13 protein-coding genes are annotated in these 13522 nt (G+C 63.6%); 6 read left to right on the top strand and 7 right to left on the bottom strand.

The genetic code is table 11. From position 1 onward, the window contains the following. Positions 1 to 20 precede the first annotated feature (20 nt). Positions 21 to 743 carry a pentapeptide repeat-containing protein gene (locus tag C0456_RS10645; protein ID WP_291051560.1) on the top strand — a complete coding sequence of 241 codons (723 nt, stop codon included), beginning with the start codon at positions 21 to 23 and terminating at the stop codon, positions 741 to 743. 85 nt (positions 744 to 828) lie between these two features. On the opposite strand, the gene aspS is transcribed toward C0456_RS10645, so the two are convergent. Continuing rightward, entirely contained in the window at positions 829 to 2652 is a 1824-nt protein-coding gene (gene aspS, locus C0456_RS10640; protein WP_291051557.1) for an aspartate--tRNA ligase, read from the bottom strand. Between the two features lie 98 nt (positions 2653 to 2750). Between aspS and rnd the strand changes: the two genes are divergently transcribed. Beyond that, complete coding sequence (rnd, locus tag C0456_RS10635; RefSeq protein ID WP_291051554.1) at positions 2751 to 3917, top strand: ribonuclease D; 1167 nt, start codon at positions 2751 to 2753, stop codon at positions 3915 to 3917. Between the two features lie 7 nt (positions 3918 to 3924). Here rnd and C0456_RS10630 read toward each other — a convergent pair whose 3' ends face one another. From C0456_RS10630 to C0456_RS10615, 4 genes are read right to left on the bottom strand one after another with little or no spacing between them, the layout of a single operon-like run. Further along, complete coding sequence (locus tag C0456_RS10630) at positions 3925 to 5412, bottom strand: Ppx/GppA family phosphatase (RefSeq protein WP_291051550.1); 1488 nt, start codon at positions 5410 to 5412, stop codon at positions 3925 to 3927. Then, positions 5409 to 7586, bottom strand: a complete 2178-nt coding sequence (locus C0456_RS10625) for an RNA degradosome polyphosphate kinase (protein ID WP_291051548.1) — start codon at positions 7584 to 7586, stop codon at positions 5409 to 5411. Before C0456_RS10625 ends, C0456_RS10630 begins: the two co-directional genes overlap by 4 nt. A gap of 28 nt (positions 7587 to 7614) precedes the next feature. Next, positions 7615 to 8346: a DnaA/Hda family protein gene (locus C0456_RS10620; RefSeq protein ID WP_291051545.1), complete on the bottom strand. Its 732-nt coding sequence runs from the start codon at positions 8344 to 8346 to the stop codon at positions 7615 to 7617. After that, entirely contained in the window at positions 8343 to 9362 is a 1020-nt protein-coding gene (locus C0456_RS10615; RefSeq protein ID WP_291051542.1) for a hypothetical protein, read from the bottom strand. The genes C0456_RS10620 and C0456_RS10615 overlap by 4 nt, the downstream gene beginning before the upstream one ends. A gap of 144 nt (positions 9363 to 9506) precedes the next feature. Here C0456_RS10615 and purM point away from each other — a divergent pair, with 144 nt between their 5' ends. The 4 genes from purM (at position 9507) to C0456_RS10595 (ending at position 12696) form a co-directional block, all read left to right on the top strand. Continuing rightward, positions 9507 to 10535 (top strand): phosphoribosylformylglycinamidine cyclo-ligase, encoded by a 1029-nt coding sequence (gene purM, locus C0456_RS10610; protein WP_291051539.1) that lies wholly within the window; start codon positions 9507 to 9509, stop codon positions 10533 to 10535. After that, complete coding sequence (purN, locus tag C0456_RS10605; RefSeq protein WP_291051536.1) at positions 10532 to 11116, top strand: phosphoribosylglycinamide formyltransferase; 585 nt, start codon at positions 10532 to 10534, stop codon at positions 11114 to 11116. Before purM ends, purN begins: the two co-directional genes overlap by 4 nt. A gap of 237 nt (positions 11117 to 11353) precedes the next feature. Continuing rightward, positions 11354 to 11668 carry a GNAT family N-acetyltransferase gene (locus tag C0456_RS10600; RefSeq protein ID WP_291051533.1) on the top strand — a complete coding sequence of 105 codons (315 nt, stop codon included), beginning with the start codon at positions 11354 to 11356 and terminating at the stop codon, positions 11666 to 11668. After that, positions 11665 to 12696 carry an NADP-dependent oxidoreductase gene (locus C0456_RS10595; RefSeq protein ID WP_291051530.1) on the top strand — a complete coding sequence of 344 codons (1032 nt, stop codon included), beginning with the start codon at positions 11665 to 11667 and terminating at the stop codon, positions 12694 to 12696. The genes C0456_RS10600 and C0456_RS10595 overlap by 4 nt, the downstream gene beginning before the upstream one ends. On the opposite strand, the gene C0456_RS10590 is transcribed toward C0456_RS10595, so the two are convergent. Beyond that, positions 12693 to 13112 (bottom strand): phage holin family protein, encoded by a 420-nt coding sequence (locus tag C0456_RS10590; RefSeq protein WP_291051527.1) that lies wholly within the window; start codon positions 13110 to 13112, stop codon positions 12693 to 12695. The two genes, C0456_RS10595 and C0456_RS10590, sit on opposite strands and share 4 nt — an antisense overlap. Next, positions 13112 to 13450 (bottom strand): hypothetical protein, encoded by a 339-nt coding sequence (locus tag C0456_RS10585; RefSeq protein WP_291051525.1) that lies wholly within the window; start codon positions 13448 to 13450, stop codon positions 13112 to 13114. Before C0456_RS10585 ends, C0456_RS10590 begins: the two co-directional genes overlap by 1 nt. Positions 13451 to 13522: the final 72 nt, after the last annotated feature.

Here is a 13522-nt window from a genome sequence, read left to right as displayed (position 1 = left end):
GTCATATGTTCGCGCCACAAATGCGTCTTATCTCTCTGGCCGGTCTCATGACGGCTGCGTTTGCCAGTACGGCTCTGGCCCAGGGCCAACCCGTTGCGTGGTCTCCCAGCTATATTGGGGCCTGTGCCGATTGTGATCTCTCCGGGCGCAACCTTGCTGGGTGGACGCTGAACGGCGCCAACTATTCCGGCGCCCGCTTCGATTACGCCTTCATGCGCGGCGTGCGCGCCACGGCCGTCAACATGCAGAAGGCCAATGTCACCGGCGCCGACCTGCGCGGGGCAGACCTCACCAGCGGCCGGCTGGCCGATGCCGTGTTCAACAATGCCCGCATGCAGGATGTGCTCGCTTCCGGCGCTGATTTCCGCCGCGCGCGCATGCAGGGCGCAAACCTCGAAAAGGCCCGCCTCATCGGCGTGAATTTCGAAGGCGCCACGCTGCTCTTTGCCCGTCTTGAAACGGCAGACCTCTCGGGCGCCAACTGCACCGACACCGTAATGGACAGGGCCAATCTCCGCGGCACCATCTTCAACGGCGCAAACCTCACCGACGCCAGCTTCGCCGGGGCAGACGTGTCCAACGCCTCCTTCCGCGATGCCCGCCTGCCGGGCGCGGACCTGACCGGCATCACCGGCGCCTCTACGGCAGACTTTTCCGGCGCCTGCGGCTCGCTCACAACCCGCCTGCCGGCAAATATGAGCCTGCCCATGTGCGACGTGTCCCTCATCCAAGCTGAGGACTGATCCGCCCCCGATCACTGCCCCGAATCAAAACCGCCGGGCTCATCACCCGGCGGTTTGCTTTTGATCGCAAGGCTCGAGGAGAGGCTTACGCCTTCACCACCGGCGCGAGGCGGATGTTGAGTTCCTTCAGCTGGCGCTCGTCCACCGGGCTCGGCGCGCCCATCAGCAGGTCGCGGGCCTGCTGGTTCATGGGGAAGAGGATCACGTCGCGCAGCGAGTCGGTCTCGGCCAGCAGCATGACGATGCGGTCCACGCCGGGCGCAATGCCGCCATGTGGCGGGGCGCCATAGCGAAAGGCGTTCAGCATGCCGCCGAACTTCGCTTCCACCACTTCCGGGCCATAGCCAGCCAGCTCAAAGGCCTTCAGCATCACATCCGGGCGATGGTTCCGGATGGCGCCTGAGGAGAGCTCCACACCGTTGCACACGATGTCATACTGGAACGCCTTGAGGGCGAGCTGTTTCTCAACCGTATCAGCGCTGAGCAGCGCCTCCATGCCGCCCTGGGGCATCGAGAAGGGGTTGTGGCTGAAGTCCACCTTCTTGTTGTCTTCGTCCCATTCATACATCGGGAAATCGACAATCCAGCAGAAGCGGAACACGCCCGGCTCGATGATGCCCAGCTCTTCGCCAATGCGGATACGGGCCTGGCCCTGCAGCTTCACGGCGGCAGTCTTGTCGCCGGCAGAGAAGAAGAGCGCGTCGCCCGCCTTGATACCGGCGCGTTCTGCCAGCGCGGCGAGCGCAGCCGGCTCAAAGAACTTCGCAATCGGGCCGGTCGCGGCCAGCTGGCCATTCTCTTCCACGAAACGCATATAGCCGAGGCCCGGCGCCTGCATTTCCTTCTTCGCCCAGGCATCCATCTTGTCAAAGAAGGAACGGGGCTGCTCGCCTGAGTTCGGCGCCGGAATGGCGCGCACGATACCGCCGCCGGCCACGATCTTCTTGAACACGGCGAGGGTTACGTCATCGCGCGTCACGATGTCGGAAACATCCGAGCAGATGATCGGGTTGCGCAGGTCCGGCTTGTCGACGCCGTATTTCAGCATCGCTTCGGCATAGGGAATGTGCGGGAACGGGCCAGCCGGCACGGTGCGCCCCTTGCCTTCCCAGTCAGCAAACTCCTCGAACACGCCGCGCATGACAGGCTCAATAGCGTTGAAAACGTCTTCCTGCGTCACGAAGCTCATCTCGATATCGAGCTGGTAGAACTCGCCGGGTGAGCGGTCCGCGCGGGCATCCTCATCCCGGAAGCAGGGCGCAATCTGGAAGTAGCGGTCGAAGCCCGACACCATCAGCAGCTGCTTGAACTGCTGGGGCGCCTGCGGGAGGGCGTAGAATTCGCCGGGGTGCAGGCGGCTCGGCACCAGGAAGTCACGCGCGCCTTCCGGGCTGGAAGCGGTGAGGATCGGCGTCTGGTATTCGGTGAAGCCCTGCTCGACCATGCGGCGGCGCAGGCTGGAGATCACCTGGCTGCGCAGGATCATGTTCTTGTGCAGCTGCTCGCGGCGCAGATCCAGATAGCGGTGCTTGAGGCGGATTTCTTCCGGATAGGAGTGGTCCCCGAATACCGGCATCGGCAGCTCGGCCGCTTCGGACTGAACCGAGACTTCCCCGCCCACCACTTCGATCTCGCCCGTGGCAAGGTTTGCGTTCACCAGCTCGGCATCGCGGGCAACCACCTTGCCTTCAACCGTAATGACGCTTTCCGCGCGCAGGCGTTCAACCGTGGCAAAGCCCGGCGAGCCCGGATTGAAAACAATCTGTGTGAGGCCGTAATGATCGCGCAGGTCGATGAACATGACCCCACCATGATCCCGGCGGCGGTGCAGCCAGCCTGAAATCTTTACGGTTTCTCCCACATGGGATTTGCGCAGCTCGCCGCAGGTATGGGTGCGATAGGCATGCATCGGGCGAAATCTCCGGAAAATCGCTTGAATCAGAAAGAAGCGGCGTAGGGCACAGACCCCCTCGCCTTTGTCAAGTTGGTGCGATAAGCGCTGAAGCGATGACTGACAACACCCTGACCCCCATCACAGAGCAGTCCGCACTGGAAGATCTGTGCGGCGCCCTCGCCGAATCCGACTTCGTCTGCGTGGACACCGAGTTCCACCGGGAGACGACTTACTGGCCGGAACTCTGCCTGATCCAGGCCTCCGCCCCCGGCGTCGAGGGCCTGATCGACCCCAGGGCGGAAGATCTCGATATCCGACCCTTTCTGGATCTGATCGCCTCCGACCGGCAGACGAAGGTGTTCCACGCCGCCCGGCAGGATATCGAAATCTTCAACCGCCTGATCGGCCATCCCCCCGGCCCGGTCTTCGATACCCAGGTTGCCGCCATGGCGCTCGGCTTTGGCGATTCGATTTCCTACGACAACCTGATCCAGCGCGTCCTGCGCAAGCATATCGACAAGTCCAGCCAGTTTACTGACTGGATGCGCCGCCCACTCAGCCAGAAACAACTCGTTTATGCGCTCGGGGACGTGACCCACCTGCGAGACGCCTATCAGAAGATGCGCGACGAGCTGGAAAAGACCGACCGCCTCAATTGGGTGCGCGAGGAGATGGCCGAACTCGAAGACCCGGCCACCTATGACACCGACCCGATGAATGCCTGGCAGCGCCTAAAACTGCGCATGCCCAAGAAGGACTATGCCGCCATCGTCGTCGCCGTCGCCGCCTGGCGCGAACGCACCGCCCAGGAACTCGACAAGCCCCGCCGCCGCATCCTCAAGGACGACGCCATCCAGGAAATCGCCGCCCAGAAACCGCGCACCGAAGAAGACTTCAACCAGCTGCGCGCTGTGCCAAACGGCTTCATCCGCTCCAAGCATGGCCAGGGCCTGATCGAGGCCATCAAGGAAGCGCTCGCCAATCCCGATGCCTTTGCGCCCGAGCTGACACGCCCGGTGCAGAACCCGCAGATCCCGGCAGGTGCGCCCGAGCTGCTGAAAGTGCTGCTCAAGCATGTCTCGGACGAACACAATGTCGTCCCCCGCCTCATCGCCAACTCCAGCGACATCGACCGGATCGCCCGCGGCGAAACCAGCGAAGACATCCCGGCCATGACCGGCTGGCGCTATGACATGTTCGGCAAGCGGGCCATCGCTCTGCTGTCAGGCAAGCTTGCTGTGTCCTTCGCTGGTGGCCAGGTTCGTCTGTTCGACGTTTAAGGCGCGCTCAGCGCACCACGGTTGTGGATTTCAGGCGCAGCATACCTGCTGCCTGTGACAGGCGCCGCTCGACCGTTTCTGAAATGAGGTTGGCGTCCTTGCGGTGAACCTCCAGCGCTAGGACATCTCCTTCGCGGCGAAGCGAAGCGCGCTGCAGGATGGGGCCCGAGCGGCCGGAAAACACGGCGCCAAGCCGCATAAGCAAGCCAATCTGTTTTGCCCGTTCGGCCTGCTGCTCTGTCGTCAGCGCCACATGCTCCGCGGGGCGCCTGAAGTCCTTCTCATAGCGGCAGCCGATGGCATGAGCGATCATCGCGCGCTCTGGATGCGTCACGCCCAGGTATGGCGCCCGCAGCGCCTGGTCATAGGCCATCTCGGCGCGGTGATCGGGATGGAACCGTCCCGCACTGTCAGCCATCATGCAAGCAGCCATCTCTATACGGATGTCAGCAGCCGGTGATCCGAAAAGATCGTTCTGAGGAACCAGCGCCGGCGAGATGAAATCGTGCAACGCACGCCCGAAGGCAATCTGGTTGTGGTCCAGCCGCGCATACGCGATGATGCCATCCGTCAACGGATCATCCAGGCTCATACCCAGAAGGTCATGCAGCACGCCTTCCCGCACACCTGCGGCAGAAATCGTCACGCCCTCCAGCGCGCTGACGGCCAGGATTTCCTCCAGCAGAACAGCGGCCATGGGGAAATGCTTCGCGCGCTTCTTGTCGATTATCTCGATCTGCTGGCGGGCGGCCGGGTTGGTCAGCGAGTCGAAGCAAAGCTTGGCGGCCCGTGCCACCTGCCCCTCATTGATCTGAAACCCCTGCAGCACGTGAAGCGGATATCTGTCCATCTCCATCACGAGCCGGCCAAATGCGCGCCAGGCCCCGCCCACGGCATAAAACCGTCCCTTGGCGCCCTTGATCACATGGCTGGCCTTGAGCGCATCGCGCACACGTTTGCGCAGTTCCTTGGGGTCGTTAACGATATCGCCCAGCGCCAATGGCCCCAGCATCAGGCTCTCCCCGTTTTTCGGGCCCTTCTCCAGACCGATGCGCTTGAGTTCGAGGCTGGAGCCGCCGAGATCGCCGATCAGGCCCACAGGATTGTGAATGCTGAGATCTACGCCGCGCGCGGAAAGCCGCGCCTCGTCCTCGCCGCTGAGCAGACGGACAGGCCGGCCAAGCACCTTGCCAGCCTGTTTGAGGAAAGCCTCGCCATCGCCCGCCATCCGCACGGCAGCCGTCGCGACGGCCTGATACGTCTCGACATTCAGCGCACGCAGGATCGCGCGGTAACGGCTGAGTGCCTGCAACGCAGCTTCAACGCCCTTGGGTGAGAGATGGCCCGTCTTCGGCATGCCTTCTCCGAGGCCTGCCATCACCTTTTCATTGAAGGTCTGCAGGATCGAGGCCCCCATGACCTCGCAGATCACAAGGCGCACCGAGTTCGATCCGATATCAATTACGCCCGCGAGCCTGGACTTGGGGAAACTCATTTAGGCTGGATCTCGCGATAGGAGAGGCGCGGCGGAAGGCTGACCTCCAGCGCGCTGCCGCGTCCCGATAGGCTGGGATTGTCCATGAAATATCCGTGCGCTGTGAAGGCGGTTTCAGGTGACGACACCGGGAACCGCTCATAAGTGCCGTCCGAGTGCATCAGCCACGTCTGGCGCTCATCGTTGAGATTGGCAACCATGATCTGGTTGAGCACCTGCCGATGAACGGTGGGATTCGTCAGCGGCACCAGCACTTCCACCCGGCGCATCAGGTTACGCGGCATCCAGTCCGCCGAGGACATGAACACCTTCGCATTCGCCGAAGGCAGCGCTTCGCCATTGGCAAAGCAGAGGATGCGTGAATGCTCCAGGAAACGGCCGACGATGCTCTTCACCGTGATATTCTCCGACACGCCGGGAATGCCGGGCCGCAGGCAGCAGATACCCCGCACCACCAGAACAATCGGAACGCCCGCCTGGCTTGCCTTGTAGAGCGCATCGATCACGTCCGGATCGACCAGGCTGTTCATCTTTGCCCAGACACCGCTTGGTTTGCCTTTTCGGGCCGCCACCGCCTCCGCCTCGACCATCTCGATCAGCTGCTTCTTGAGCGTCACCGGCGACATACCGATCACCTCAAACGGCGGCGCCACTTCCGGCGGCTCCCGATAGGCTGTCACATAGTTGAACAGCCGGTTGGCATCCCGCCCCAGGGCCTGATCTGCCGTGAACAGGGAAAGATCCGTATAGATACGGGCGTTGGTCGGGTGATAGTTTCCCGTTCCATAGTGCGTGTACGTCCGAAGATCATTGCCCTCGCGGCGCACCACAAGCGAGACCTTGGCGTGCGTCTTGTATTCGATGAAGCCGTAAACCACCTGCACACCGGCGCGCTCCAGATCGCGCGCCAGCCGCAGGTTCGCCTCCTCATCGAAGCGCGCCTTGATCTCCACCAGCGCTGTCACGGTCTTGCCGGACTCGGCCGCCTCGATCAGCGCGCCCACGATGGGAGAATTGACCGTCGTGCGGTAAAGCGTCTGCTTGATGGCCACCACCTGCGGGTCTGCCGCCGCCTGGCGCACAAACTCCACTACCACATCGAAGCTCTCGAAAGGGTGATGGACCAGAATATCCTTCGCACGGACAGCCGCGAAGATGTCCCCACCCATCTCGCGGATGCGCTCGGGATAACGCGGCTCATAAGCCGGGAACAGCAATTCGGGCCGATCATCGACGATCAACTCGGAAAGGCGCGCCATGCCGAGAATGCCGTCATAGAGAACAATATCCGAGGGCTCCGCACCCATTTCGCGCATGATGAATTCGCGCAGCTTCTCCGGCGCGCTCGCCTGCATCCGCAGGCGGACAATCCGTCCCCGCCGACGCTGCTTCAGCAACACTTCGAATTCCCGGATAAGGTCTTCGGACTCTTCCTCAATCTCGATATCGCTGTCACGCACGATGCGGAAGAGGCAGCGCCCAACCTCCTTGAAGCCGGGAAACAGCGTCCCCAGGAACATCCCGATCACATCCTCCAGCGCGATGAAGCGGATGCCCGGTTTCGTGCCCGTCTGCAGGCGGATGAACCGGCGCACGAAAGTCGGCATTGGCACAATGCCCACCTGCCCCTCACCGCCCGTTTCTGACTCAAGATCGAAGGCGATGGTGAAACCGAGATTGGGAATGAACGGAAACGGGTGCGCCGGGTCCACGGCCAGCGGCGTCAGGATCGGGAAGATATTGGTATTGAAATAGTCCTCCAGCTCCGCCCGCTCCTTGCGGGTCAGCTCTTTGGGCTCAAGCACGAAAATGCCCTGCCCGGCCATCTCGGCCTTCAGCTTGCGCCACTGCTCAAGCTGCGCCGCGATCAGGCGCAGCGCCGCCGTCTCGATTTCGGCCACCTGCTGAGCCGGGGTCAGCCCATCCTGGCTTGGCCGCGTCACGCCCGCGCGCACCTGCTCACGCAGGCCGGCATAGCGCACCATGTCGAACTCATCGAGGTTGCTCGCCGAGATCGACAGAAAGCGCAGCCGCTCCAGCAGCGGATGGGCGGGGTTATCCGCCTCGTCCAGCACACGCTGGTTGAACTGAAGCCAGGAAAGCTCCCGGTTCAGGAATCTCTGCGGCGAGGCCATGATCTGTCTGATTGCGCGCTGTTGTTGCCCGTCCGGCATCGGTCACCCCTGCTCCGGCGCCCGGCATTCAGCCAGCGCCCTCATCTTCTTCGCCGTGTTCATCCAAACCTTCAAGCACCGCGCGGGCAAGTGCCAGCCCCGGTGCCTTCCCGGCCATGCTCACTGCCCCGCTGAGCCTGTCCATCAGGGTCTCAATCGCCTCATAGGAAAGGTCAATACGGGGCACGAGGTAATTGACCGTCTCCGGCGACAGTTTCATGAAGCGCTGCGCCGCTGCGGCCCGAAGCCGCGCCCGGAGGTGATCCTCGTCCGGCTGGCTGATTTCGGCCACCGGCATGGAGTTGAGCCGCGAGCGCAGGTCGGCAATGCCCGTCCGCCAGGCGGCCGGCCCGGAATGAGCCACCAGCAGAAGCCGCCCGCCCTTGGCGCCGACCATGTTGTAGAATGATAGAAACTGCTCGTCCCGTTTGGCCACGATCAGATCGGCATCGTCGAGCGCGGCATAGCCTGCCGCCAGCGCGTCCAGCGCGCCCAGCTTCAGCGTATTGAACTCCGCCGCCGTCACATACTGCCCGCCAAACCGCGCCGCCCAGGCCCGCGCCAGATAGCTCAGCCCGCAGAAGGCCGGGCCGGTCACGCAGAGGGCATGGGTTGCCCAGGCCTCCGGCCGGCTGGCCAGCCCGGCAGCCACATCATTGGGCGCGCCGCGAACCAGCCCGTCCCAATGCGCCTCCGGCGGGGGGAAGGAAAGCAGGGGCTGGGCCGGACTGTCCTGCGGTCCGTTGGGGTCAGATGTCACTGGATACCGGTCGTTGAAACAGCCGAACGAAGCGTCAGCTTGCCCTCTTCCCGGCTGATGCTGACACCGCGCTGAACCAGATCGCTGCGCAGTCGGTTTTCATCGCCGGCATAGGCGAACGACACTAGCGCGCCTTCGCGCGCCACAGCCTTGGTGCGGAAATCCGACACCAGCGGCGAGCGCGCCAGCGCCCCGCGCAGCGTATTCCACTCGGCAAGCGAGGTGTAACGTACCGAGACCTCTACGCTGGTGCGGCTGCCATCGCGGACGATGGAGGCCTCTTTCCAGCTTTCGCCCAGCAGGGTCGAGACAGCTTTCGCCGCATCTGCCAGCGTCGCCACCGGCGGCGTCGCGCCAACCGGCTCGTTGCCCACAGCCGTCACCGAGGAGACCACCACGCGCCAGGCGCCTTCACGCCCCTGCAGGTCGGCAATCAGCGCCCGGCGGGCGTTTACCGGCGTCGCTTCGGCCGAAATTTCCGGCCAGGCGCTGTAAGCCGTATAGAAATTGCCCACAGCGGTCACGTAAGGCACGAGCGCGCCATTGTTGCGCTCCCCGAAAGCCTGGCGCCAGAGATCCGCCGAAGCAGCGTTGGACGTTACCGGCACCATCAGCGCCAGCGGCGCCTGGGCGTCCAGGTAGGGCACTTTGAGGGAGTCCAGATGCGCCCGCACGATCTGCGGGTTCAGAACGACCGCCAGCTTGCCACGATACCGGCCAGCGCCTGCCGTCTCTTCCTGAACGTCGACCGCAGCCGTCATGCGGGCAGCGAGCGCGCCATCGATCGGGATGCCGCCGGCCGCGTTCCGGTCCGACGCCAGCGTAATCTTGTTGATGAGGGCGCGCGCGGCCGCCGCGCGGGCCGACGACATCGCCGCTTCGCGCGCTTCGATCACGGTTGCCGCCTGCTGATCCACCTCAATATCGCGGATCGTGTAGACGTCGCGGACGTCAGCGAAAGCCAGCGGCGTTGCGGCAAAAATCAGGAACGCGGCGGCAAGTACCCATCGAATCATCGTGGTTAAACTCCTTGTCGGTTACCCTTCTAACAACCCATCCGGGCTGCGGGAACCTGCTGCTTCACTTCCGAAGCTTCACTGGAACTTGGGCCTTCCTCATGCTAACGCGCCGATTCAGGCAAACTGAGGGGCTAGAATCCGATGAACACTCCGTCCAAGACGCCTCTCTCTTATCGTGATGCTGGTGTCGATATTGAGGCAGGCGAACGTCTCGTCGATGCAATTTCTCCGATGGCCAAGGCCACCGCCCGCGCCGGCGTGATGGGCGGCCTAGGCGGCTTTGGCGCCCTCTTCGATCTGAAGGCCGCCGGCTATGACGATCCCATCCTCGTCTCGGGCACAGACGGCGTTGGCACCAAGCTGATGCTGGCCTTCGAGACCGGCATCCACAACACCGTCGGCATCGACCTTGTGGCCATGTGCGCCAATGATGTGCTCGCTCAAGGCGCCGAGCCGCTGTTCTTCCTCGACTATTTTGCCACCGGAAAGCTTGAGGGCGGCATCGCGGAAGCTGTCATCGCGGGCATCGCCGAAGGCTGCCGCCGGTCGGGCTGCGCCCTGGTGGGCGGCGAAACCGCTGAAATGCCCGGCATGTACCCGCCCGGCCATTATGATCTGGCCGGTTTCGTCGTCGGCGCCGTGGACCGCGCCAGAGTGCTCCCCCGCATGGGCGACATGCAACCGGGCGACGTGCTGATCGGCATCGCCTCTTCCGGCCCCCACTCCAACGGCTATTCGCTGATCCGCCGCATCGTGGAGCGCGAGGGCCTCTTCTATGGCGGCCCCTCGCCTTTCTCGAACTCCGAAACCCTCGGCGAAGCGCTGCTGACGCCGACGCGGCTTTACGCCCCCATCGTCATGCCGCTGATCCGCGCCGGAAAGCTGAAAGGCCTCGCCCATATCACCGGCGGCGGCCTTACCGAGAACACCCCCCGCATGTGCCCTGATGAGCTGATCCCCCGCATCGACCGCGCTACCTGGACGCCCCCGCCGGTATTCCAATGGCTGCAGGATGCCGGACAGGTGGACCTGGAAGAGATGCACCGCACCTTCAATATGGGCATCGGGCTCGTCCTCGCGGTGGCGCCGGAAGAGGCAGATGCCGTGATGGCCGAGCTGAAAGCTGCCGGTGAAGACCCGCGTGTGGTCGGCGAGCTCGCCAGCGCATGAACCGCCTCAAACTGGCGATCCTGATTTCAGGGCGCGGCTCCAATATGGAGGCGCTGCTGAAGGCTGCCGAAGACCCGGCCTTTCCAGCAATGCCCAAGCTGGTCCTCTCCAATCGCCCGGAAGCCAAAGGCCTCGAAACCGCTGCCAGCGCCGGTATCCCCACCCTCGCCATCGACCACAAGCTCTATGGCAAGGACCGTGAAGCCTTCGAGCGCGAACTCGACAAGGCGCTGACCGATGCCGGCATCGAGATCATCGCGCTCGCCGGTTTCATGCGCGTGCTGACGCCCTGGTTCGTCAGCCGCTGGGAAGGCCGGATGATCAACATCCACCCCTCCCTGCTGCCCAAATACAAGGGTCTCGATACCCATCAGCGCGCCATCGATGCGGGCGATGCCGAAGCCGGCTGCACCGTGCATTGGGTCAGCGCAGGCGTGGATGAGGGCGAGATCATCGCCCAGGCCGCCATCCCCATCCTGCCGGGCGATACCGCCGACAGCCTCGCCGCCCGCCTGCTGCCGGAGGAACACAGGCTCTACCCCCGCGCCCTGGCGATTGCCTGCGCGCGTCTGCGGCCCTGAAACACCAGGCCACCACAAGCAACGCTCATCTGAGCGAAGTAGAAGCTCATCCTGAGCGAAGTCGAAGGATGGGCCAAGCAGAGCTGCTCCCTGCCCCGGCTCGTCCTTCGACTTCGCTCAGGATGAGCCGTCCGATGCGCCGACGCGCCCTTGTGGACACTTCTGCCCCCACCCGCTATCCCCGAAGCACAACCAGTGCGGGTTCACCGCATGGCTTTACGGCACAGGGAGGGTCAATTGAGCGACATCGTAATCACACGTGAGGATGGCCCGCAGAAAGGACGCTATGTCGCCCGCATCGAGGGCATCCCTGCTGAAGGCGAAATCGAATTCACCTATCCCCGCCCCGGCATCATCAGCGCAAATCACACCCGCGTTCCCGAAGCCATGGGCGGACGCGGCGTCGCGGGCGCGCTTCTGAACTTCATGCTGGAAGATGCGCGCAAGACGGGCTTCAAGATTGTGCCCGTCTGCCCCTATGTTCGCGGCCAGTATGCCAAACATCCCGAATGGTCTGACCTGTTCACAACGAAGCCAGGAGAAGATCCTTGAGGAGCGCCGATACCATGCAGCAGATCGTGCTGGCCCAGTATTGCGAGGGCGCCCCGAAACCTTCCGACTTCCGCCTTGAAACCCTGCCCTTGCCGGAGCCCAAGGACGGCCAGTTCCGCGTGGCGCATGTCTGGTGCTCGGTGGATCCCGGCACCCGCTCGCGCCTTTCGGGCGGCGACAGCTACGCCGCCGCGCTGCCGCTCGGCAAACCCATCGACGGGTTCAGCGTGGGCGTGATCGACGTTTCCAATCATCCCGATTGGCCCGTGGGCACCAAGGTGTTCTGCGCCGGTGGCTGGAAGACCCACTCGCTCCAGTCCGGCAAAGGCTTCATCGGCAGGATTGCCGATGTGCCGGGCGTTCCCCTGTCTGCCTGGATCGGTGTTCTCGGCGTGCCGGGCCTGACGGCCTGGTTTGGCCTGAAGGACGTCGCGCGCTTCAAGGAAGGCGACGCGGTTCTCGTCACCTCCGCAGCGGGCCCTGTAGGCGCCACAGCAGGACAGCTCGCCAAAGCCTGGGGCGCGTCAAAGGTGGTTGGCGTGGCCGGAAGTGACGAGAAATGCAGCTGGCTCACCCGTGAAGCGGGCTTTGATGCCGCCATCAATTACAAGACCGCGCCTGACCTCTCCGCCGCCATCGCTGCTGAGTTTCCAAAGGGCGCCGACATCCTGTTCGACAATGTCGGCAATGCGATGGTCAACCGCGTGCTGCCGCTGATGGCCATGGGTGGCCGCATCTGCATCTCCGGACAGGTGGCCGATTACAACCTCACGCCCGAGGAAACGCCGGGCATCGTCAATACCAAACCCTTCATCACCCACCGGGTGAACATGCAGGGGCTGGTCGTGTTCGACTTCGCGCGCGGCTTCCCGCAAGCGCTTGAAACCATGGCGAAAATGATCGCAACCGGCGCGCTGAAAATCCAGGAGGAGCGGTTTGAGGGCATCGCGGCGATGCCGGACGCCTTCTGCGGTCTGTTCAGGGGCGAGAATACCGGGCGGCGGGTGGTAAAGGTCGGCGCGGACTAGTCTTCGTCGCCGTCGCCCTTGCCGAGCAGGCTGGAGAGCACCAGGCCGGCAATCGCGGCGATCACCATCGCCTGCTTGCCGCCGCCCTCCCCGCCCGTGAGGGCCGAGAGCATCTGTTGTTGCGCGTCCTGCCGGGCCTTGGCGGCGGCTTCTTCGGCGCGTTTGTCCGCGTCGTGCTTCATCGACATGACCAGCAGGATCGTGCCCGCCATCAGGGCAAAGCCGAGCGCCATGAAGGCTGCGGCGGCCCAGGGGCTCATCCGCTCGGCCAGGAACAGCGCCAGCGCCGCCACGGCCGCCACATAGGCTGTCAGAAGCAGCAGGCCGACCAGAGCAGCGGTGCCAAGGCCCCGGATGCCCTGGTTCACCTTGTCCTCGACTTGGCTCTGCAGCAATGACGACAGGAAAGACAGCATCAGCGGCGGGTCATCAGCAGCGAAACGATGAAGCCGGCGCCAAAGGCAATGGCCAGGGTCTGCAGGGGATTGGCGCGCGTCTGCACGCCCAGCGTTTTCTCCAGAGAGGAGGCCTGCTTGTGGATCTGTTTCAGGGCGCGGCGGGCTTCCTTGAGGACTTCCTCGCCGATGTCTTCTGCAGTGTCTGCAACAGAGTGCGCGGCTTCTTCGGCCTCAGCCTGCGCCTTGTCGGCAAGCGCGGCCATGATCTCGTCAATCTCGGCACGCAGCGTGACGAGGCGGGCCTCCAGATCTTCGGAGCCTTGTTTTACTTCGGTATTTTTCGGCGCTTTGGACATGGGAGAGACTACCTGACAATTTACTTCCGGCCTTCTCAATATCAGATTTTTATTGTTTTTGGATGAAGGTTA

This window comes from Hyphomonas sp., from assembly GCF_013823385.1.
Lineage (GTDB): Bacteria > Pseudomonadota > Alphaproteobacteria > Caulobacterales > Hyphomonadaceae > Hyphomonas.
Note: the sequence above shows the minus strand (reverse complement) of the source record. Positions and strands in the feature narration are given on the sequence as shown.